The sequence below is a fragment of the Marinimicrobium hydrolyticum genome, assembly GCF_030848505.1.
Lineage (GTDB): Bacteria > Pseudomonadota > Gammaproteobacteria > Pseudomonadales > Cellvibrionaceae > JAVDDU01.
In genome coordinates this window covers 60023-81588 of record NZ_JAVDDU010000004.1, presented here as the reverse complement: position 1 = coordinate 81588, position 21566 = coordinate 60023, and the positions used below count along the sequence as shown (strand labels likewise).

Here is a 21566-nt window from a genome sequence, read left to right as displayed (position 1 = left end):
TCCCGCTTTCCTTGTGATATAGTTATGTATAACACCGGTACGGAGGCCGGTCCCGGATTACCGCTAGCCTGACGAGGTTAAAGAGACTGACCCATGCAAGAACCCTGGAGAGACGACGAGCCCATTTACCGCCAGCTGCGCCAGCGCATTTTGGCGTTAATTCTGAAAGGCGCGCTCAAGGAGGGCGAAGCCATTCCCTCGGTCCGCCAAGTGGCGGCCGATTACCAGATCAACCACCTGACCGTGGCCAAGGCCTATCAAGAGCTGGTGGAGCTGGAGCTGGTGGAAAAACGCCGCGGCCTGGGCATGTTTGTACTGCCGGGTGCGCGCGACAAAGTAGCCGCCACCGAGCGCGACAAGCTGTTGAAGGATGACCTGCCGCGCCTGCTGGAGCGGGCACGGCAACTGGGCATTTCGGAGGCCGAACTCAATGCCCAAATCAAAGTAATGTTGAAGGAGACACCCTGATGGACTCAGTAATTCACGCCCGTGACCTGCGCAAAGTCTACGGCAAAACCCCGGCGCTGGATGGCGTTGACTTGGATGTGGCCCCCGGACAGATCGTGGGCCTGATCGGGCCCAACGGCGCCGGTAAAACCACCCTCTTAAAAGGCATACTCGGCCTGGCTACAGTGGAAGGCGACTTATCGGTACTGGGCATGAACCCGCGCCACGAGCGCAGCCGCCTGCTGGAGCGAGTGTCGTTTATCGCCGATACCGCGATTCTGCCCCGCTGGCTAAAGGTGCACGAGGCCGTCAGTTACATGGAGCAAGTACACCCGCGCTTTGATCGCGCCAAGGCGGAAGTCTTCCTCAAGCGCACTGACATTAAGCGTGACAGCCGGGTGCGTGAACTTTCCAAAGGCATGATGACCCAGTTGCACCTGGCTCTGATTATGGCCATCGACAGCAAACTGCTGGTGTTGGATGAGCCAACTCTGGGCCTGGATATTCTCTACCGCAAACAGTTCTACCGCGCCCTGCTGGACGATTATTTCGACGAGCAAAAAACCATACTGGTCACCACTCATCAGGTGGAGGAGATCGAAAACCTGCTCACCCATGTGGTGTTTATTAAAAACGGCAAGTTGTGCTTGCAGGCCGAGATGGATGACATCGAACATCGCTACACCGAGTTGCAGGTCAGCCAGGAGCAAGTGGCTGCCGCGCAAGCGTTACAGCCCATACACAGCCGTCCCATTCTGGGCGGTCGAGCGATGATTTTTGAAGACGTTGCACGCGCACAGTTGGAACCGCTCGGGGAAACTCGAACGCCCACACTGGCGGATCTGTTTGTGGCCAAAATGGAAATGCCCCGGGACGCGGCGGCGGGAGGTGAACATGAATAAGATGCTGATGCAGTTTCAACGTGAACTTTGGGAGTCTCGAGCGAGCATTCTGCGTACCCCACTGATATTGGGCGGTATTTTGGTGGCGCTTTTGTTGGTGGGCATGTTTACCACTCAGCAGAATGTTCAAGAGCTGACGGGTGGCAAGTGGGCTGAGGTAAACGTTGAGGGCGATGCGAGTGAGTTTCTGGCGCTGCTGTTCAGCGGCGACTTGTTTCAAGTGCATCCACGTATCCTGACCGCTGGCCTGGCCGCTATCCATACCATGTTTGTGCTGGTGTTGCTGCTGGTCATTCCCTCGTATTTACTCGGCAGCCTTTATACGGATCGGCGCGATCAAAGTATTTTGTTCTGGAAATCTCTGCCCATGAGCGAGACTCAGAGCGTTTTGACCAAATTGGGCACCGCCCTTTTGCTAGCGCCCGGCATCTACATCTTGGCGGCACTGGCTACCGGTGTGATCTACCTTTTGCTGCTCTTTCTATATGGCGCTATCGCGCTGGGCGTGCCACTGCCTGGAATCGGTGCTGTGCTATCTGCACTCGTGAGTAGCGCATTTGAGATGGTGCTGGCTTGGACATTGTTGGCGCTTTGGCTGCTGCCGCTGTTTTCCTGGTTGTTGCTGGCCTCGGCGGTCGCCAAAAAAGCGCCTTTTTTGTGGGCTATAGGGCTGCCCCTGGGCGCGGTGATTCTGGAGCGTTGGGTACTCGGTAGCAGTTATCTCGGGGGCGCCATTGCCGGGCAAATCGGCGCGGGTGTTATGGCCTTTGTTGCGGCCATACAGGGGCCGAGCGAACTGACGAATCAACTTGGCAATGGCTTGGTGAGCCCGGCACTGTTCGGGGGCCTGGCGGTCTGCGCAATGTTTGTATTGGCCAGCATCTGGCTACGCAACAACCGCTACGAAATTTAGAGTTTGAAGTTTTCACGGGCGCAGTGAACAACGTATCAACTAAGCGCCTCCGTTGCCGCGACTACGGCACTCCTGCCTTCGGGCTTGAGAAAAGAAAACCATAGTCTGAGGTTACTGGGGGCGTGCAGGGTGAGTGTTCAGCAAGCCTCAAAAGAGGGACCTTTTGAGGCAGTCCCCACGGATGGGTTCACGACGTTTGCTGAACACTCACCCTGTGCGGCCCAGGGACTTGCTTACGAAGTTGGAATCCATTTATCCCGGACAGAGGTGCGCTTTCGCGGGGATGACGAAATCAGAGGCTACAAAATGTAAGCGCTGAGCTCGGAAAGCCCAACCACAACGTTTCAATTACGAAAGGAGTTTACCAATGAACAACAAAATCAAAGCGGCATCATTTTTGGCCCTGTCCCTCACGATGGCGGGCTGCATGTACCACGGCGGCACCCAGGAAACCATCCATCAGCCCACGCTCGGCCAGGAATTGTTGGACTTGCAGTCGGCATTGGATAAAGGCGCCATCAGCCAGCAAGAGTATGCACGTAAAAAAGAGCGCTTGATCGATGGCCGCACAGCGCCGGCGGCGGACCAAAAGCGCAAGCGCTAGTAAACCCATCGAATTAAAGCCTCTCAACGAAAAGGATAAGTCCAATGAGCACCACATCAACAAACATGTCGACTTCAAGGATCAGATTGGCCGCGCTCTTACTGCTGTGCGCTGCTGCCACGGGTTGTGCAATTCACGAAGGTGACGAGCGGCATGTAAATCCGCCGACCTTGGGAGCCGAGTTGACCGACTTGCAAGCGGCGCTGGACGAAGGAGTTATTACCGAGCAGGAACATGCAGAGATAAAGCGCCGATTGATCCGCGCACAGTCTCGGTAGCAATAGGCAGCAGAGTTGGCCTGTAGCGGAGCGCATTCAGTGCTGACTCTCTTATCAACACAACCCTGCCAAGTTTTTTAACAATTTTTTTCAGACGCTGAATCCAAACCGCCTCGGGCGAGCGTCATAGTAGGCATCGGTCAGCGCTTGGGCCGCGGAAAGCTTAGCTTTGCGCATGGACGATCGCATAGACAACACTGTCATTTAGCGGGAAGCGGAACAATGAACACAAAGCTAGCCATCGCTGCGTTGCTGCTTTTATCGGTTACCGCCGGAGCTTGTGTAATCGAGACGCGGGACAACAAATTTGCCGGCGATCCTCAACTGGAGAAGGAAATCTCTACGTTGAGGATCGCCTATAGCAAAGGTGATATCGACGAGCTCGAATACAGCATCAGGCGCGACATGCTGATCACAGCGTGGGAGTTGAAACTTCGGGACGAGCAGTTGTGAGGATTATGTCACTGGTTGCTTGCATTTTTTTCTGCCGAACGCTGGCGCTCGGCGTAAACAGCCTTTCAAATATTAGGGACTATTGGGGAACATTCAATGCTTAGGAAGATTTTGGTCGCAGTTGGGATTAGTGTGTTCGGCGGGCTGATTATGGCTACTCTGGTGGTAGCCAAACCCAGGCCTGAACCGCAGCCCATGCAGGACGAGTCAACGGTTATCGAAGTGGCTGTCACCAAGGCCAGAGCTGAGGCGATGCGCCTATCCGTCAATGCGCAGGGAACGGTAAGGCCTAAGCGGGAAATTGAGCTGGTCGCTCAGGTTTCCGGCCGAATCGTCAACGTGGAGCCGGTGTTTGTCAGCGGCGGTTTCTTTGATCCGTCCCAGGTCTTGCTACAAATCGAGGACCGAGAGTATCGCGCAGCCGTGTTGCAGGCCAAGACTCAGTTGGCCGAGGCGGAACATCGCCTGGCGGAGGAGCGCGGGTTAAGCCATCAGGCCCAACGTGAATGGCGCGACTTGGGCAATGCGAGTGCGAACGATCTGTTTCTGCGCAGACCCCAACTGGCCGCCGCCGAGGTGGGTGTCGAATCCGCTCAGGCCGCCCTGGCAGTCGCGGAAATGAATCTGGAAAACACTCAGGTAACGCTTCCCTTCTATGGTCGCGTTAAGTCAAAGCACGCCGATGTGGGGCAATATGTTTCCGTCGGCACATTGCTGGCCACGGTCTATGACTCTACTACCGTTGAGATCAGGCTGCCCCTGACGGATCTACAAGCGTCACTGCTTGACCTACCTCTGACAGCCGCTGAAGCCCGGGTTCTGGGGCGCCCTAAAGTGACTCTTACCGGCACGGTGGCGGGGCGTCGTCATCAATGGGAAGGGGAAATTACCCGCACCGATGCCTTCGTTGATGATAACTCCCGCATGATATTCGCTGTGGTTGAGGTTCAGGATCCCTTTGGCATCGAAGCACTCGACGGGCAACCGCAAGTGCCACTCCTGCCGGGCGTGTTCGTTGACGCGGAGATTGAAGGTCGACTTCTCGATCAGGTCCTACGCTTGCCCCGCTCGGCACTTTACTCGCGGGACAAACTATTGACCTTGGACGAACAGAACAAAATTACGGAGCAACGGGTGCGCGTGCTGCGCCGGTCGGAAGATTTTGTGTGGGTTCAAGGAGAGGTTGCGCACGATGCGTTCATCGCCCTGGAGAAACAGTCGCTCACGCCCGCTGGAACCCTGGTCGAGCCGGTGTGGAATACTGAGATCGCCCCGGCCATGCCGAGTGATGTAATCACTCAGGCACTCCACGTTCCGCAGGAGGATTAATCCCATGCGCGGACTTATGCGGTGGTTTGTCGACAATCCTATTGCAGCCAATCTTTTGATGCTTGCCGTCCTGCTGGGTGGTATCGCCAGTTATGGCATGATTGATAAAGAAGCCTTCCCCACCTACGAAGGCAATCAGATTAGTATTTCCATGGTGTACCCAGGTGCGGCTCCCGGTGAAGTGGAGCAACAGATCGTGGTACGTATTGAAGAAGCCATTGCGGGTTTGCCCGGAATTTACCAGATTAGCTCAGAAGCCCATGAGGGCTTTGGTCGAGTGAACGTGCAGGTGACGGAAGGCTTTGCTGTGCGCGAGCTACTGAGCGACATCAAAGGCCGGGTGGATGCTATCAACACCTTCCCCTCCTCCGCGGAGCGGCCGATCATCGCCCAGCTGGTGTACCGCGAGTTTTTGATGTGGATGGCCATCTACGGTGATGTCGATCTGCGCGTGATTAAGAATCTGGCCTATCAGATACGGGATGAAATGGCCCTGCTCGAAGGCGTCTCCGAAGTTCAGATCATGGGCTTGCGCGACGACGAGGTGAGCATTGAAGTTTCCGAAGCCACCTTACGGCGCTATAACCTCACCTTTGACGAAGTCGCCCGAGCAATCCGCAACTCCTCCCTTAACTTGCCGGCCGGGACCATTCGCTCAAAGGACGGCGACCTGGCGGTGCAGACTCGTGCTCAGGCATTTGATTACGCAGATTTTTCCCGGATAGTGGTGCGCAGCGGACGCGATGGCAGCCGCTTACTGTTAAGCGATATTGCCGACATCACAGACGGCTTTGCCGAGCAGAACATGGAATTTTCCATGAACGGCAAACCGGGGCTGAATCTCGAAGTAAAAATGAGCGATGACCCGCTTTTGGTAGAAGGCACGGAGAACGCCCGCGCCTATGTGGAAAATTTTCAGCAGTACTTGCCGGAAGGCGTGACGCTCAAGATCAACTTTGAAGCCAAGAGCATATTCGACAGCCGTTATGACCTGCTTAAGGGAAATGCCTTAGCGGGCTTGTTTTTGGTGTTTATGATTCTGATGCTGTTCCTGCGCCCCGTACTTGCCATGTGGGTGGTGGTGGGCATTGCTACCACATTTGCCGGCGCCATTTGGTTGCTGCCCTATCTGAACGTGTCCATTAACATGCTGTCCATGTTTGCCTTTCTGATGGTATTGGGCATCGTGGTGGACGATGCCATCATCGTTGGTGAAAGTGTTTACCGTCACCAGCAACGGGGCGAGACGGGAAAACTGGCGGCCTATTCTGGCAGCGTTTCTGTTCTAAAACCCGTCTTCTTGGCGGTGATGAGCACGATACTGTTCTTCCTGCCCATGATGAATGTTCCATCGGATGTGTTGATCTATACCCGGTCTATTTTTTGGGTGGTATTTCTGTGCTTGGTTTTCTCTTTGATCGAAACCTTACTCATATTGCCGTCGCATCTGTCCCATATGAAGCCAGAACGGCCCAGCCGTTTTTACGCCCTGCAGCAACTTAGCCGGGTTCGACACCGGTTCTCCGATGGTATGGAGCGGTTTGCCTCCAACGTGTATCAGCCCGGCTTAAAACGCGCACTGGCGAACAAGGGCAATGTCTTTTTGGGATTCTTTTTCGTATTCGCCATAACCGTGACCATCGTGATGACGGGCTGGGTCAATTTGAGAATGTTCCCGCAGGTGCCGCAGCCCGCTATATTCGTCAACGTTGGCTTCGCCGACGGCATGCCCTTTTCGCGTACTCAGGAAACGGCGCTGCACATTCAGGAGCAAATCGACATTGTGAGCCAGGATGAAGAGCTGCTGAGAAAGAATGACGGCCAGCCATTTATTCGCGAGGTAAACCGCAGCCTAAACAACACCCACGCCAGCGTGTTTATCGGGTTAACGCCGGACGAAGAGCGCAACGTGTCATCCGCTGAAGTGGGTGAAAAATTGCGCGCTTTGATTGGCCCGCTGCCGGAGGCGCAAAGTTTTTCTCTCAACGCCGCTATGAGTGGTGGCGGCCCCGAGATCACGCTAAACCTCACCATGCTGGAGAACCGCAGGGAGATGCAGCAAGCGGCGGTTGATGAGGTGCGCAAGGTGCTGGCGTCTTACCCCGGCGTATCCAACGTTCGCAGCGATTTCGATTCCGAGCGCGTTGAAGCGGAGGTGGAGCTCAAGCCTTTTGCCGAGGCGCTGGGTATCACCCGAGCTGACGTAGCCCGGCAAGTTCGCCAGGGGTTCTATGGCGAAGAGATTCAGCGCATTCCCCGCGCCAAGGAAGATGTGTGGGTCATGCTGCGCTACCCGGCCGAAGAGCGCCAGACCCTGGATACCCTGGACCATATTCGAATTCGTACCGATGATGGCCGGGAGCTACCCATCTCCGCCGTGGCGGACATCAAGCTGGTGCCCGGCTCCAGCACCATCCGCCGGGTGGACCGCAAACGCAACATTACCATTACCGCTGAGGTGGAAGAGGGACACGACGCCGGCAGAATCGTCAGTGATATGCTGGATCAGAACCTCACCGAATGGCGTCGACAACACCTGGGCTTTGATCTCACCACAGATGGTAATTTGCGCTCCCAAGCCGAATTCGGGGATAACTTTGCCAGTAATTTTCTCGCGGTTTTTGTTCTGGTACTGGCGTTATTTGCCATCGCCTTCCGCTCGGTGTTCCAACCGCTGTTGATTATGCTTGCCGTGCCCTTCGGGTTCGTCGGGGCTGTGTTCGGTCATCTTCTATTGGGGCTGGATTTCAGTCTCTTCTCGGCCTTCGGTTTTCTAGCCTGTTCGGGCGTCGTGGTGAATGACAATCTGGTACTGCTTGAGCGCATCAATAAGTTAATCGAGCGCGGTGAAGACACCCTCACGGCAGTGCTGCACGCCGGGGTGGACCGCTTCCGGCCGATTGTGCTCACCTCCGTAACCACTTTTGTGGGCTTGATGCCGATTCTGTTTGAACGTAGCCTGCAAGCGCAGTTCTTGAAGCCGATGGTGGTTTCCCTGTCATTCGGCGTGGCGTTCGCCTCGGTGATCACACTCTTCCTGGTGCCCTGTGCTTACTACGGAGGTGTGCGATTGAAGGCACGGGTACAGCAGCGGTTCCCGGCTCAGCCAGCGCTTGCGTGATTGAGAACTGCGATGAGGTGTCGTCAGCGCTTATCATCGGAAAAAGGAATTTTTTGCGTTTAGGCGAGCCTACACAAAGGTGAAATTGACGAACTCAAATACAAGATGACAAAGTCGTCACGGTGTGGGAGACGGGAGTTTTGGACCAGCTGTGTATTAGCGACGGCGCCTTTCGTCATTAATTGGGTCAGTGAGCAAGAACACGACGAGGTTTGAGGTTTTGAAAATGGGATCCCTATGGCGGCGTTTGCCGCCAGCGCTGATCATTTTGGTGCTGGGCGCCGCGCTAATGGCGGCCTTGATTACCCTGCGGCCGCGCCCCGAGCCCAGGCCCGAGCCGGAACCACCACCGCCGGTGGTGGATGTGACGCGTGTCGTTCTGGAAGACCGAGCCCTGACGGTGCGCAGCCAGGGTACCGTCGAGCCGAGGCGGGAGATTCAGCTGGTTAGCCAAGTGGGCGGTACAGTCGTGGATGTGGCCCCCAACTATGCCAGCGGCGGGACGTTTGCCGCCGGCGAATGGCTGGTGCAAATCGATGAGCGGGATTACCGCTTTGCCCTGGCGGGCGCTCAGGCCCGGCTCGCCGATGCCCAGCAGGCACTGGCCGCCGAGCGCGGACTGAGCCGGCAGGCACAGCGGGAGTGGCGTGACTTGGGCAGCGAAGATGCCAACGCCCTATTTCTTCGCAAGCCGCAATTAGCGGCGGCGGAAGCGACGGTAGCAGCGGCCCAGGCGGATCTGGAACGCGCGCAGTTAGATTTGGAGCGGGCGCGAGTCAGTGCGCCCTTTCGAGGGCGAATTCGCGACACATTAGTGAACTTGGGGCAATACGTGGCCCCCGGCACACCCATTGCGACCATTTATGATGCTTCGGTGGCTGAGGTGCATTTGGCGCTGACGGATGGCGAAGCGGCCCTGCTGGATCTGCCCCTTGGCTTCGATCGGGACGAGGAGGTTTTTCCGGAGGTGGTGCTGAGTGGTGAAATCGCCGGGGAACGCTACCAATGGCAAGGTCGTATCACGCGCACCCAGGCGAGCCTGGATGCCCAGTCTCGTATGTTCCATGCGATTGTGGAAATTCCCGAACCGTTCAATCGGGAGAGACAGCCCGCACCGCTGCTGATGGGGCTGTTTGTGGAGGCGGAAATCAGCGGTCGATCGATCCCCGGCTTGGCCGCCTTGCCGCGCAGCGCCGTATTTCAGCGCAATCAAATCTATACCGTGTCCGACGAGGGGGAGGTGACCCCCAAACAGGTGCGGATTGTGCGCGTGGAAGCAGACCGAGTGTGGGTTAAGGGCGATCTGCGCGACCAAGAGGCCGTGATCACAGACCGCCAAGGCTACCTTCGTCCGGGCGTTCAGGTGGCCATTGCCGGCGAGCAAGATGAGGCCGGTGAGGACGAGCAGCTTGCCGCTACCTCGGCGGGAGCCGATGAATGAACCGGCTGATTCAGTGGTTTGTTGAAAACAAAGTCGCCGCCAATCTGCTGATGGTACTGATTTTTATCGGTGCCTTTATGAGCACGACCAAACTGGACAAGGAAGTCTTTCCCACCATTGCCATCAATTACATTCAGGTGAGCATGAGCTACCCCGGCGCCGGGCCGTCGGAGGTGGAGCAGCAGGTGGTGATCCGGATTGAGGAGGCGGTGGCCGATCTGGATGGCGTGGAGGAAATCGTCGCCCGCGCCAATCAGGGTTTCGGTACAGTCACCATTAAAGTCATGGAAGGTTACGACGCCCAGCAAGTGCTGAACGAAGTCAAAACCCGCGTCGATGCCATTGACACCTTCCCCGGTGCCGTGGAGCGTCCGGTTACCACCCAAATTGTTGGCCGCAGCCCGCTTATGAGTTTGGCGCTGCATGGGGACGTAGACGAGGCCGCTCTGAAGGAGACCGCTCACTGGGTACGCAATGAGCTGTCCCTTTTGCCCGGTGTTTCCCACGTAGCCCTCAACGGCACCCGCCCCTACCAAATGGGCATAGAGGTGTCCGAACAGGCGTTGCGCCGCCACCAACTCACCTTTGAGCAAATCGCCACCGCCATTCGGGCTTCGTCCCTGAACGTGCCCGCCGGGCAGATTCGAGCCCATGAAGGCGATATCCAAATTCAAACCCGCAATCAGGCCTACACTGCCGACGATTTCGGGGCCATACCCGTGATCACCCGCGCCGATGGCACCCGGGTATTGCTGCGCGATATCGCCGATATTCGCGACGGCTTTGATCAGTGGGATGTGTTTGCTCAGTTTAATGGTCAGCCCGCCGCCTTTCTGGAGCTGAGCATTACCGAGAACCCGGACATTGTGGCATCCGCAAAAGAAGTGCGCGCCTATATGGAATCCGTGCAGTTACCCAGCGGTGTCCAATTAACTGTTTGGCAGGACGCTTCGGAGCTGTACGAAAGCCGCTTGAACCTGTTGTTGGGCAATGCCCTGCAGGGCCTGTTGCTGGTGTTTATTGTGCTGATGCTGTTCCTGCGCCCCTTGCTTGCGCTTTGGGTGTGTGTGGGTATTGCCACCGCATTTGCGGGCGCCGTCTGGCTGCTGCCCTATACCGGGGTGAGTGTGAACATGATTTCCCTGTTCGCCTTCCTGTTGGTGCTCGGGATTGTGGTGGATGACGCAATTATCGTGGGTGAGAATATTTACTCCCGCCAGCAACATGGCTTGAAGGGCGCTGCCAGTGCGGCCAGCGGTGCAAAAATGGTTGCCGTGCCGGTATTTTTTGCCGTCATCAGCACCATGATCTTCTTTGCCCCCATGTTGGCGATTCCCGGTCCCATGGGCACCATCACCTTCGCCATTCCGGCGGTGGTGATTCTTTGCCTCGTTTTTTCTCTGATTGAATGCCTGTTCATTTTGCCCTCGCACTTGGCCCACATGAAGCCGGAGCAGGAGAGCCGTTTTGCCAGCCTGCGCAAGCTCAGCAACGGGCGCCGCAAGTTGGCTTCCGGCTTGGACTGGGTGGGGGATCGAGTTTATCTGCGTGGCTTACATCACTTTTTACGACACAAGTTCGCCACTTTATCGGCCTTTGTGGTGGCTTTTGTCCTCTCTTTGACCTTGTTTATGACCGGCTGGCTGACCACGAGCTTTATGCCTCAGGTGCCGTCGGACTATGTGGAGGCAAGGGTGGTGCTACCCGAGGGAACCCCCTTTCACGAAACCCGCCGCGTGATGCGTCAGGTGGAAGGCGCGGCCTTGCAGTTGGCCGCTGACCCGGAGCTGCGCGTGAGCGCACAACGGGATTTTATCGATGGCATCACCACCTGGGCTTGGGGCGTCAATGTGTACGTGGCCGTGAACCTGGCTGCGGCTGAAAACCGGGAGATTTCCAGCCCGGAGGTGAGCCGCCGCTGGCGTGAGCTGATCGGCGATATTCCGGAAGCGCGGGAATACCGCCTGGATTTCACCATCAATGAACCCGGCGACGACATTCGCCTGAATTTGAGCATTGCAGACAATGACCCCAACGCTCAGCGTGCCATTGCCGAGCGGGTCAGCCAGGCTTTGCGTGAATACCCGGAAACGTCCAACGTGCGCAACAGCATGGAAGCCGAGCGGCCAGAAATTGAACTGACCCTGCGCCCCGGCGCGGAAATGCTCGGCATCAGCCTCGATCAGGTGGCGCGCCAGGTACGACAGGCCTATTACGGCGAGGAGGCGCAGCGGATTCCCCGAGGCGTGGAGGACGTGCGAGTCCTGGTGCGTTATTCGCAGCAGGAGCGAGACGATTTGTTCCATTTGGATCAGATGCGGGTACGCACCGCCGACGGTGCCCAGGTGCCGCTGCTATCCGTGGCGGACGTGAATTTTGTGCCCGGCTATTCGTCCATCGAGCGGCTCGACCGCAAACGCAATATTACGCTCACCGCTGAATTGGAAGAGGGGGGCGATGCTCAAGCGATTGTTGCCGACCTGATGGATCGGCACATGCCCGAGTGGCGTCAGCAATTTCCCGGCCTGACTCTGACCCCGGATGGCACCATGCAGGATCAAGCGGATTTTATGAGCACGCTGGGCAAAAACTTTCTGTTGGCGGTGCTGGTGATTTACGGTCTGATGGCGGTGAACTTCCGCTCCTACTGGCAACCGTTAATGATTCTGACCGCGATTCCGTTCGGTTTTATGGGCGCCATCATCGGGCACCTGATTATGGGGCGCGAGGTAAGTATGCTTTCCATGCTCGGCTTTGTGGCTGCAGCGGGCGTGGTGGTCAATGACAATCTGGTCTTGCTAGACCGCATCAATACCCTACGCCGCCAGGGCATGGAGGTGCTCGAAGCCGTGTTGCAGGGCGGGCGCGATCGCTTCCGCGCCATTGTGCTCACGTCGGTGACCACGTTTATCGGCCTTATGCCCATCATGTTTGAGCAGAGTGTACAGGCACGCTTTTTAATTCCCATGGTCATCTCCCTGTCCTTCGGTGTACTCTTTGCGACCCTGGTCACTCTGATTTTGGTGCCCACACTTTATGTGAGCGCGGACCGTTTTGGTCAGCGTTGGACCGCATTTTGGCAGCGCAACAAAGGAGATCTGCATGAGCAAAGCGCCTGAAGACGAGGCCTACTGGAATTTGGTGGATGAGTTTATCCAGCGCGCCAACGAGGCGTGCGATGACGCCGACCCAAGCGCGGTTAGCGCCGCCTTGCTGCAGGCCAGTGCGCGCTTCAGCGCTTTTGTGGTGGCCGCCTCGTCATTGGATCGCAAGGAATTCACTGAAGAGATGGATTCTTCCCTGCAGTTCCTGACCACGCAATACCGCGAGCACTTGCGTGCGGATCTGGAAGATTATCGGGAAAACTACAAAGTTTACATCGCGAAGGAGCGGCCTGAGTCTGACGACGACTGATCTGGGTACTGGTCTCGGTCCGTTGGGTTTAGGTCTGGGCGTTGGAAAGGATAGCCGGCCTTCTGAGACACGCTGTAAATACATCCCTGTACGCTCCGCGTCGGCTTCCTGCCTCCGAGGGTCTCAGAAGGCCGGCTATCCTTTCCTTCAGCTTGGGTGGTACGTCTGGGCTTAGAATTCCCAGTCCGTGTACGCTCCGCGCCGACTTCCTGCGTCCGAGGGACTCAGAACACCGGCTAACCTTTCCCTCAGCTTGGGTGGTGCGTTTGGGCATCGGTATTCGGCTACACGTCGCCCTCCTGTCTCGGTCGCGTCAACCAAACCATTCAAACTTTGGGCTCCCCATTGGCAGCAAAGACTACAGTGGGTGGGAATTGGGAGAAAAGAACTCGTTAGTCGTAGTTTATTAGGGACGTGTAGGGTGAGTGTTCAGCAAGCCTCAAAAGAGGGACCTTTTGAGGCAGTCCCCACGGATGGGTTCACGACGTTTGCTGAACACTCACCCTGCGCGGCCCTTGGACTTGCTTACGAAGCGGTGAACTCCTATCTATTCTGGACAGCAGTACGGGCACTAACCGTTCACATGGGTAACAGCGTCACTGACCCTGTACAATAAGGCCCTCGTTTCCCGATGGGCTTCTCGGATCAAGCATATGCCACTGCGTCTGGCCGTTTTCTGTTTTCTGCTGCCCCTGAGCCTAACGGTTCGGGCCGAAACCGATTGGCTGTCCGTTATTTGGCACAATGACTTATTGATCGGTAAAGACGGTGGCGGTTATACCAACGGTTTTTTTCTATCGCTGTACACCTTCTCCGACGATATTCGAGATGACTTCTCTCCCCCGTGGTTGACTCGCCCGCTAACGGGCTGGCTGATTGATAAGAACCATCGCGGCCTGGAGTTAGGCGTTCACACTTTGGGGCAAATGATGATCACCCCCGAGGACGTGTCCAAAGTGGACCGCGACCCCGGTGATGCCCCTTACGCCGGACTTCTGTATTGGCGCTCAGGTTATTTCACCCGCAAGGACAACCGAGTGGATTCGGTGGCTGTAACCGTGGGCGTTGTCGGCCCTGCGTCGGGCGCGGAGCGCACGCAAAGCTGGGTACACAAAGTCACTGGATCCAAAGAACCGCTCGGCTGGGATAATCAAATCCGCAACGAGCCCATCGGCCAGATCGAGCGTTCGAGCTTGTGGCGCTTTGAGTTGGACGAAGAGGATCAGCGAGAAATGGATATGCTGTTGCTGGTCTCGGGGTCTGTGGGTAATTTGGAGAGTGCCGCGCGTGTCGCGATGGTAATGCGCTACGGAACTGATCTGCGGCGCAGCGTTATCGCCGCCAGTCAAGCGACCGGGCGTATCAGCAACCCCATGGCGGTGGATCGGGGCTGGAACCTATACTTCGGTGTCGGCATGGATTACGTGTACAACCAGATATTTGTCAGCGGTAGCGGCATTCGGTCCGGCCCTCGTGCGGATCTACGTCACGATCAGTATTCGGTATTCACCGGTTGGGCTTACGCTTGGGAACAACTCAGTGTCACCGTTGGGTTTTCCGGGAGCAGCAGCCTCGACAAAAACTCTACCGCGCGGCAAAACTTCGGCTCCTTGATGGTTGCTTGGCGCTTGTGAATTACACCAGAGAAAACGCATGCCCCGTTTATTAATCCTCGGTTACGTTTGGCCCGAACCGCGCTCTTCTGCGGCTGGCAGCCGAATCCTGCAGTTGATGTCGTGCTTTCAGGCTAAGGGGTGGGAAGTCACTTTCGCCAGCGCCGCCACTCGTTCGCCTCAAGCGGCCGACCTTTCTACGTGGTGCGCGCGCGATCTTGAGATTGCCTTGAACTGCAGCAGCTTTGATGGCGTGATCGCCGAGCTGCAACCGGATGTGGTGATCTTTGATCGTTTTGTCACGGAAGAGCAATTCGGCTGGCGTGTAGCGCAAGTTTGTCCTCGTGCTCTGCGGGTTCTGGATACGGAAGATTTACACAGCCTGCGTTGGGCGCGTCAGCAATTGCTGAAGCAGGCCCAAAAGCGCTGTGAGACGGAAACGGAACGGCAGGCCGTTGGTCCGGTTCCGGCGAGTTTTGAGCAACTCTTTCAAATCATGGCGCCCAGCGATATGGCGCAGCGTGAGATCGCTTCCATTTATCGCTGCGATCTGACTCTGATGATTTCCGACGTTGAGTGCGCTTTGCTGCAAGAATCGTTCGGGGTGCCAGCCGCGCTGCTTCTGCACACGTCTTTTATGCCTGGGCCCGCACCGGATTTTGATTTGGACTTTTCCGCTCGGGAAGACTTTGTCGCTATCGGTAATTTCCGTCACCCACCGAACTGGGATGCAGTGCTGTGGCTTAAGCACCACTTGTGGCCAATGCTGCGCCAGCGTTTACCCAATGCGCAGCTGCGCATCTATGGCGCCTATCAACCGGCCAAGGCGACCGCGCTGCACAATCCCAAGCAAGGCTTCCACTTATGCGGCTGGGCCAAAGACGCGCATGAAGTCATGGCGCGCGCTCGGGTGTGCTTGGCACCGCTGCGTTTTGGTGCTGGCTTGAAAGGTAAATTACTGGATGCCTTGCAGTGCGGTACACCCAGTGTGACTACCAGCATTGGCGTGGAAGGTATGGCCGGCGATAGGCCCTGGGCGGGTGCCGTGGCCGACTCGGCTCAGGAATGGGTTGCGGCTGCTACTGAATTGTATGGTAATGAACAAGCTTGGTTAGAAGCGAGAGTGAGAGGGCGAATCATAATGACGGAGCGCTTCGATTCTGAGGTTATTGGCCGCACGCTGCTGGCGCGTGTGCAGTTGCTCCAAGCGGAATTGGATCAACACCGGCGTAGCAATTTTATCGGGGCCATGCTCCAACATCATCAGCATAAAAGCACCCAGTACATGGCTCAGTGGATCGAGGCTAAAAACCGTCCGCCCCAATCCGATTAAAAGTGTTTGAATTTACTTTTGACGGGACTTCTGACCGGTTTTCGGCAGCTCCAAATCAAGCAGCAGGCGATCAGGGTTTTGGAGTTCTTGGTAGCCACGACGGAATCCAGGAACACTGAAAAATAGCTCATCAAGGCTGCCATCTTCTTTTGCTATATTTAATCCCAGCTCAATTCGCTCCGCCAATTCGTGGTTCGCCTTGTGTACAAAAAAATGAATGGGTGAAGGGTAGCGCAACATCAATTTGGGTTCGACGATTAACCCTCGGTGACCATGCTGCTCATGCTCGTCCCAGACTTCGGACAGCCCACGCGGAAAATAATCAAAACGTTTGCCTGCGAGCATAATGAATAACAGCTCGTAGTGGGCGGATGTCACTACCGGTAATCGGTTCGCGCGCAGCACCTCGGTATCGACCCAATGGCGTCCCTGACCGGCGCGAAGCGAGCGCAGATCCTGTAGGGAAGCAATGTTCTGATACACATCGCGGTCTTGTTCGCGGATCAATAACACCCGATGGCTATTCAGGCCCCGCGTTAGAGGGAAGGGAATTTTGCGTAGGTGTTGCTCCCATTCTTCGTCGGGTACTGCCCACATAACATCCACAGTGCGTCCGCGTTGTAGCTCGGCCCGGAATCGGCCAGCGGTCCAAAGTCTTGGGTGGTGTTCGATGGTAAATGGGCCGTGGCTGGCCTCGGTTTTACTCAATGCCAGCGCCAGTAAACGGGGGAAGTAAATGGTGTTGGGACTGGCCGTTTCCTCCAGGGGCGGGATAACCAGCCTTAGGGGCTCTTGCTCCGCAACGAGCTTCGGGCACACGATCGCCAGTAGCAGCGCTAATAAACACATTAAGCGGTCAAAACCGGAGTTGCGCAGACCTGAACGCGAGAAAGCCATAAATCACCTTTAAGGAAAGGGTCGTTTTGCCCTTTATACGATAAATTATAGAGGTGAGTGGCGCGCTTTGCATGCAAAGGGCCGGAGTATTTGCCCGGCACACCTGCTGGGCTTTGAGGCCGAATGGCGCAAACTGGCCTGTCGCGCAGCTAGGCGTCGAGTTTTTACGCGTTGAGGGTTAGAAGAAACATGAAAAAAGGTCTGCGGTTGGCTTGGATTTAGGGTTGGGTCTGCCATAGGCGGATTCCATCGGCCCGGCCCGGCGGAAGGGTTTTGAGGGTAGTTTCGATCCACTCCTGCACTTCGATGGTCAGGTCCTTGCGGTTGCGGCCTTCGGTGGAAATCGGCTCACCAATCACCAGGGTAATGGTGCCTGGGTATTTGAGGTAGTGTTTGTGCGGCCAGCACTCGGCGCCGTTGTGGGCGACCGGAATGATCGCTGTGTTGGCCTTGCAGGCGATGTCAGCGCCGCTGCGGGCATAGGTACCGACACTGCCGGGCGCGGTGCGCGTGCCTTCAGGGAAAATCAGCACATTACAGCCCTGCTTGAGCCGAAGCAGACTCTTTGCTTTCACATCCTTGAGGGCTTGGATGGGGTTGCTGCGGTCGATGGCGATGGGCCGCAGGCTGGCCAGTCCCCAGCCGAAAAATGGGATGCTTAACAGCTCTTTTTTCAGGATCGGGCTGATAGGGGCAAAGTAGTACTGCAAATACAGCGTTTCCCAGGTGCTCTGGTGCTTAGCCATTACCACGCAGGGCTCAAGGTCCCGATGCCGCTCTCCGATCACCCGTATGCGCACGCCACAGCACAATCGCAACCAGGCCATCACAAACACGTTCCAGCGGTTGAGCAGCCAGTAGCGGGCCCGAAACGGCAACAAGAGCCAGATAAGTGGGCTGAGTCCACCTACTACAATGCCGCTGCCGTAGTACCCAATGTTAAAAAGCGTAGTGCGCAAGTAGAGTAAAAATTTGTACACGGTCAGTCTGAATCCTTCGGGTTCAAAAGATGATTGACCACCGCGGCCAGATCATCAAAAACATCCACTTGCCCCGGTTCGACCGCCGGCAGCTCACCGTCGGCAGCCACACCCTGACGTATCTCCGGTTCGGCTTCAAAGCCGCGGCCAGTGCGCACCAGATAGGGCACACAGCCTTTGATTAGGCCGGCGCGAATGTCCCGCAGATGATCGCCCACAAACGGAGCACCTTCCACGCTGGTGTTGAACTCGGCTTCGATGGCATCGAGGATGCCGGCCTTGGGTTTGCGGCATTTGCAACCGTCGTCCGGGTGGTGCGGGCAGTAAAAAATGCCGCCCAGAAAGCCCCCCGCCTCTTCCACTCGCTGAGTCAATTTGGCGTGGATCGCTTCCAGGTCGTCCAGATCGAAGTAACCGCGCCCGAGCCCGGATTGGTTGGTGGCCACCACCGGTGTGTAACCAGCGTCGCACAGCTTGGCGATGGCGACCAGGCTGGATTCAATGGGTACGCATTCATCGGCGGATTTGATGTAACTCGCCGTGTCTTCGTTGATGACACCGTCCCGATCCAGAATTACCAGCTTCATAAATTAGCCTTTTGCCGGGACCAGGAGAGAGATGTCGGCGACTTCCAAAAACAGCTCTCGCAGTTGTTGCAGCAGCGCCAAACGGTTGCTTTGCAAAGCCGCGTCATCGGTCATCACCATGACCTGATCAAAAAACGCGTCTACCGGTGCCTGCAGGTCGGCCAGACTTTCCAGAGCACGGCTATAGTCCCGTTCCCGAAACATTGGCTTCACATGTTGTGCCTTGGCGTGTACCGCTTCGGCCAGCGCTTGTTCGGCGTGCTCCAGCAACAGGCTTTGCTCCAACGGCGCCTTGGGTGCGCCCGACTTGGCCAATATGTTGGATACGCGCTTGTTGGCAGCCGCCAGGGATTGAGCCTGGGGCATTTGGCTGAACTGATACACGGCGCGCACCCGTTGGTCGATGTCCAACGGGCGGGAGACACCCTTGGCGCTCACTGCTTGGAAGACTTCCCCGGGAATGCGATCTTCCTCGTACCAGGCGCGGAAGCGCTCCAGCATATACGCCAGTACTTGGTCCACCAACCCATCGCCCACCGTCAGGGCGGTGTGTTGACCGGCGGCCTGGGTAAGCAGGGCGCGCAAGTCCAGGTCCAGCTCTTTTTCCACCAGCAGACGCAAAACGCCCAGGCTGGCCCGGCGCAACGCAAAGGGATCTTTGGAGCCGGTGGGGTGCTGGCCGATACCGAAAATGCCGGTAATGGTGTCCAGACGATCCGCCAGCGCCAAGATGGTGCCGGTCATGGTGTCCGGCAGTTGGTCGCCGGCAAAACGCGGCAAGTACTGCTCGTTGAGCGCTTTGGCCACTTCGCTGTGCTCGCCATCGTTTAACGCATAATAATAGCCAGCGATGCCCTGCATATTGTCAAACTCGCTCACCATGTCGGTGACCAAATCGGACTTGCACAACTGACCGGCGCGGCGGGCTTTGTCCACGTCGGCACTCAATTGACCGGCAATGGCCACGGCCAGCGCGGCGACGCGTTCGGTCTTTTGGTACACGGTGCCCAGTTGCGCCTGAAAGACGATCGGCTTGAGCCGCTCGCGCAAACTTTCCAGAGTGCGTTTTTTGTCGGTATCAAAAAAGAACGCCGCGTCGGACAAGCGCGGTCGGATAACCCGCTCGTTGCCGTCGATCACTTGTGCGGGATCGTCGCTCTCAATGTTGGCCACAGTAATGAAGTGCGGCAACAATTTGTCCCGGCTGTCCATCAAGTGGAAATACTTTTGGTGCTCTTTCATGGAGGCGATCAGCGCTTCCGGGGGCACGTTCAAAAAACGTTTTTCAAAATTGCCCAACAGCGCTACCGGCCATTCAACCAGGGCGGTGACTTCGTCCAACAAGTCGCGGTCAATGATCGCCCGGCCACCGACTTTGCCCGCCTCCGCGTCGACTTGTTGTCGGATCAGCGCGCGACGGGCATTGATGTCCGCCAATACGAAGCCAGTACCCTTGAGCTTGCTCAGGTACTCACTGGGTTCTTCCAGCGAAATGTCGTGGTTGTAGTGGAAGCGATGGCCTCGCGTGGTGCGGTTGGCGCGCAAGCCCAATACTTCAGCATCAACGATTTCACTTCCGTACAGCATCACCAGCCAGTGGGCGGGGCGCACAAACTCCGCGCGCCGGTCGCTCCAGCGCATGCGTTTGGCAATAGGGAGTTTGGCGAGGGCGTCGTTGACAATATCGCCCAACAGCTCGGTACAAGGCTGACCGCCAACCCGCTGGCGCACCAATAGCTTGTCGGCTTTGCCATCGTTTTCGGTTTGCAATTCGCTCACCGCTACGCCGTTTTTCTGCGCAAACGCTTCGGCAGCTTTGGTGGGCGCACCGGAGTCATCAAAGGCAATTTTGGCAGGCGGGCCCCAGACTACCAGGTCTTTTTGCGGTGTCTCGCCCGCCAGCTGCTCTACCAGTACGGCTAGGCGCCTGGGGGTGGCGTAGGCTTGCACCTCGCCAAAGCTCAGGTCGTGGTGTTTCAAACCGGCAGCGACGTTGTCCCGTAGGGCTTCCATTAAATTGCGCAGCGTTTTGGGTGGCAGCTCTTCGGTGCCCAGTTCCAGTAAAAAGTCGGCACTCATCATTCGTCGTCTCCTTCGGCCGCAAGCATTTCCGCACGTAAGGCGTCCGGCGCCAGCGGAAAGCCCAGCGCTTTGCGCGCGTCAAAGTACGCCTGCGCCACAGCGCGGGACAAGGTACGCACACGCAGAATAAAGCGCTGTCGTTCAGTCACTGAAATGGCGTGCCGGGCATCCAGCAGGTTAAACGCGTGGGAGGCTTTCATAACCATTTCATACGCGGGCAGCGGTAAATTTTGTTCAATCAGACGCTGGCTCTCGCGCTCGTAGACATCAAAGCTGTGGAACAGGAATTCCACATCGGCTTCTTCAAAGTTGAAGCGGGACATCTCCACTTCGTTCTGATGAAAGACGTCGCCATAGGTGACCTTGTCGCCGTTGGGATTGACGGTCCACACCAGATCAAAGATTGAATCCACGCCCTGCAGGTACATGGCGATGCGCTCGAGGCCGTAGGTGATTTCGCCAGTGACCGGGTAACACTCCAGACCGCCCACTTGTTGGAAGTAGGTGAACTGCGTCACTTCCATACCGTTCAGCCACACCTCCCAGCCCAGACCCCAGGCGCCGAGGGTGGGCGATTCCCAGTTGTCTTCCACGAAGCGAATATCGTGTACATGGGTGTCGATGCCCAGCTCGCGCAGCGAATCCAAGTAGAGTTCCTGGATGTTTTCAGGCGAAGGCTTGAGGGCGACCTGAAACTGATAGTAGTGCTGCAAGCGATTGGGGTTCTCGCCGTAGCGGCCATCGGTGGGGCGGCGGCAAGGCTGCACGTAGGCGGCGTTCCAGGTTTCCGGGCCAATGGCGCGCAAAAACGTGGCCGGGTGAAAGGTGCCGGCGCCCACTTCCATGTCCAGTGGTTGCAGAATCACGCAGCCCTGGCGCGCCCAATAGGCTTGCAGAGCCAGGATCAGACCCTGAAAGGTGCTCACGTCGGGCCGGTCACTACTGGCGGGGGGGTGGCTGTCTGACACGGGTTACCTGCCTCCAAGCATCGCTGTGAAATGAAGCGGCGCGCCCCAAGAGCGCGCCGCAAAGAGTCCGTCTTGCGTCTAGTGAAGTCCGCAAGCAGCCGCGAATTATAGCGGTAGTTGGGGGGCGATTGGTACAGCCTGGGCATCGGCGTTCAGTTATCCGGCGTTTTCCGTTAAGCTGCGCCCAGATTGCACCGCGAGCAG

General features: G+C 57.0%; 18 protein-coding genes. 13 read left to right on the top strand and 5 right to left on the bottom strand.

From position 1 onward, the window contains the following. The first annotated feature begins 93 nt into the window (after positions 1-93). The 13 genes from RBH33_RS08965 (at position 94) to RBH33_RS08905 (ending at position 15848) form a co-directional block, all read left to right on the top strand. Positions 94-468: a GntR family transcriptional regulator gene (locus RBH33_RS08965; protein WP_306731835.1), complete on the top strand. Its 375-nt coding sequence runs from the start codon at positions 94-96 to the stop codon at positions 466-468. Continuing rightward, entirely contained in the window at positions 468-1349 is an 882-nt protein-coding gene (locus RBH33_RS08960; RefSeq protein ID WP_306731834.1) for an ABC transporter ATP-binding protein, read from the top strand. Before RBH33_RS08965 ends, RBH33_RS08960 begins: the two co-directional genes overlap by 1 nt. Continuing rightward, positions 1342-2262: a hypothetical protein gene (locus RBH33_RS08955; RefSeq protein ID WP_306731833.1), complete on the top strand. Its 921-nt coding sequence runs from the start codon at positions 1342-1344 to the stop codon at positions 2260-2262. Before RBH33_RS08960 ends, RBH33_RS08955 begins: the two co-directional genes overlap by 8 nt. Positions 2263-2629: 367 nt before the next feature. Then, entirely contained in the window at positions 2630-2866 is a 237-nt protein-coding gene (locus RBH33_RS08950) for an SHOCT domain-containing protein (protein ID WP_306731832.1), read from the top strand. 44 nt (positions 2867-2910) lie between these two features. Beyond that, the gene (locus RBH33_RS08945) at positions 2911-3144 is read left to right on the top strand and encodes a hypothetical protein (RefSeq protein WP_306731831.1); all 234 of its coding nucleotides are present in this window, start codon (positions 2911-2913) and stop codon (positions 3142-3144) included. 222 nt (positions 3145-3366) lie between these two features. After that, positions 3367-3597 carry a hypothetical protein gene (locus RBH33_RS08940; protein ID WP_306731830.1) on the top strand — a complete coding sequence of 77 codons (231 nt, stop codon included), beginning with the start codon at positions 3367-3369 and terminating at the stop codon, positions 3595-3597. A gap of 96 nt (positions 3598-3693) precedes the next feature. After that, entirely contained in the window at positions 3694-4926 is a 1233-nt protein-coding gene (locus RBH33_RS08935) for an efflux RND transporter periplasmic adaptor subunit (protein ID WP_306731829.1), read from the top strand. A 4-nt stretch (positions 4927-4930) separates the two neighbouring features. Further along, positions 4931-8047: an efflux RND transporter permease subunit gene (locus RBH33_RS08930; protein WP_306731828.1), complete on the top strand. Its 3117-nt coding sequence runs from the start codon at positions 4931-4933 to the stop codon at positions 8045-8047. A 226-nt stretch (positions 8048-8273) separates the two neighbouring features. After that, entirely contained in the window at positions 8274-9488 is a 1215-nt protein-coding gene (locus RBH33_RS08925) for an efflux RND transporter periplasmic adaptor subunit (RefSeq protein WP_306731827.1), read from the top strand. Then, positions 9485-12607 carry an efflux RND transporter permease subunit gene (locus RBH33_RS08920; RefSeq protein WP_306731826.1) on the top strand — a complete coding sequence of 1041 codons (3123 nt, stop codon included), beginning with the start codon at positions 9485-9487 and terminating at the stop codon, positions 12605-12607. Before RBH33_RS08925 ends, RBH33_RS08920 begins: the two co-directional genes overlap by 4 nt. Further along, entirely contained in the window at positions 12591-12902 is a 312-nt protein-coding gene (locus RBH33_RS08915; protein ID WP_306731825.1) for a DUF3144 domain-containing protein, read from the top strand. The genes RBH33_RS08920 and RBH33_RS08915 overlap by 17 nt, the downstream gene beginning before the upstream one ends. Before the next feature lie 653 nt (positions 12903-13555). After that, positions 13556-14536 carry a lipid A deacylase LpxR family protein gene (locus RBH33_RS08910; RefSeq protein WP_306731824.1) on the top strand — a complete coding sequence of 327 codons (981 nt, stop codon included), beginning with the start codon at positions 13556-13558 and terminating at the stop codon, positions 14534-14536. Positions 14537-14555: 19 nt separating this feature from the next. Beyond that, a complete protein-coding gene (locus RBH33_RS08905; RefSeq protein ID WP_306731823.1) occupies positions 14556-15848 on the top strand; it encodes a glycosyltransferase family 4 protein in 1293 nt (430 codons plus the stop codon). A gap of 12 nt (positions 15849-15860) precedes the next feature. On the opposite strand, the gene RBH33_RS08900 is transcribed toward RBH33_RS08905, so the two are convergent. From RBH33_RS08900 to glyQ, 5 genes are all read right to left on the bottom strand, one after another. Next, entirely contained in the window at positions 15861-16745 is an 885-nt protein-coding gene (locus RBH33_RS08900; protein ID WP_306731822.1) for a type 2 periplasmic-binding domain-containing protein, read from the bottom strand. Between the two features lie 218 nt (positions 16746-16963). After that, positions 16964-17725: a lysophospholipid acyltransferase family protein gene (locus tag RBH33_RS08895; RefSeq protein WP_306731821.1), complete on the bottom strand. Its 762-nt coding sequence runs from the start codon at positions 17723-17725 to the stop codon at positions 16964-16966. A gap of 2 nt (positions 17726-17727) precedes the next feature. Further along, positions 17728-18312, bottom strand: a complete 585-nt coding sequence (gene gmhB / locus RBH33_RS08890; RefSeq protein ID WP_306731820.1) for a D-glycero-beta-D-manno-heptose 1,7-bisphosphate 7-phosphatase — start codon at positions 18310-18312, stop codon at positions 17728-17730. A gap of 3 nt (positions 18313-18315) precedes the next feature. Beyond that, complete coding sequence (gene glyS / locus RBH33_RS08885; RefSeq protein ID WP_306732126.1) at positions 18316-20391, bottom strand: glycine--tRNA ligase subunit beta; 2076 nt, start codon at positions 20389-20391, stop codon at positions 18316-18318. Beyond that, positions 20391-21362, bottom strand: a complete 972-nt coding sequence (gene glyQ, locus RBH33_RS08880) for a glycine--tRNA ligase subunit alpha (protein ID WP_306731819.1) — start codon at positions 21360-21362, stop codon at positions 20391-20393. The genes glyS and glyQ overlap by 1 nt, the downstream gene beginning before the upstream one ends. Positions 21363-21566: the final 204 nt, after the last annotated feature.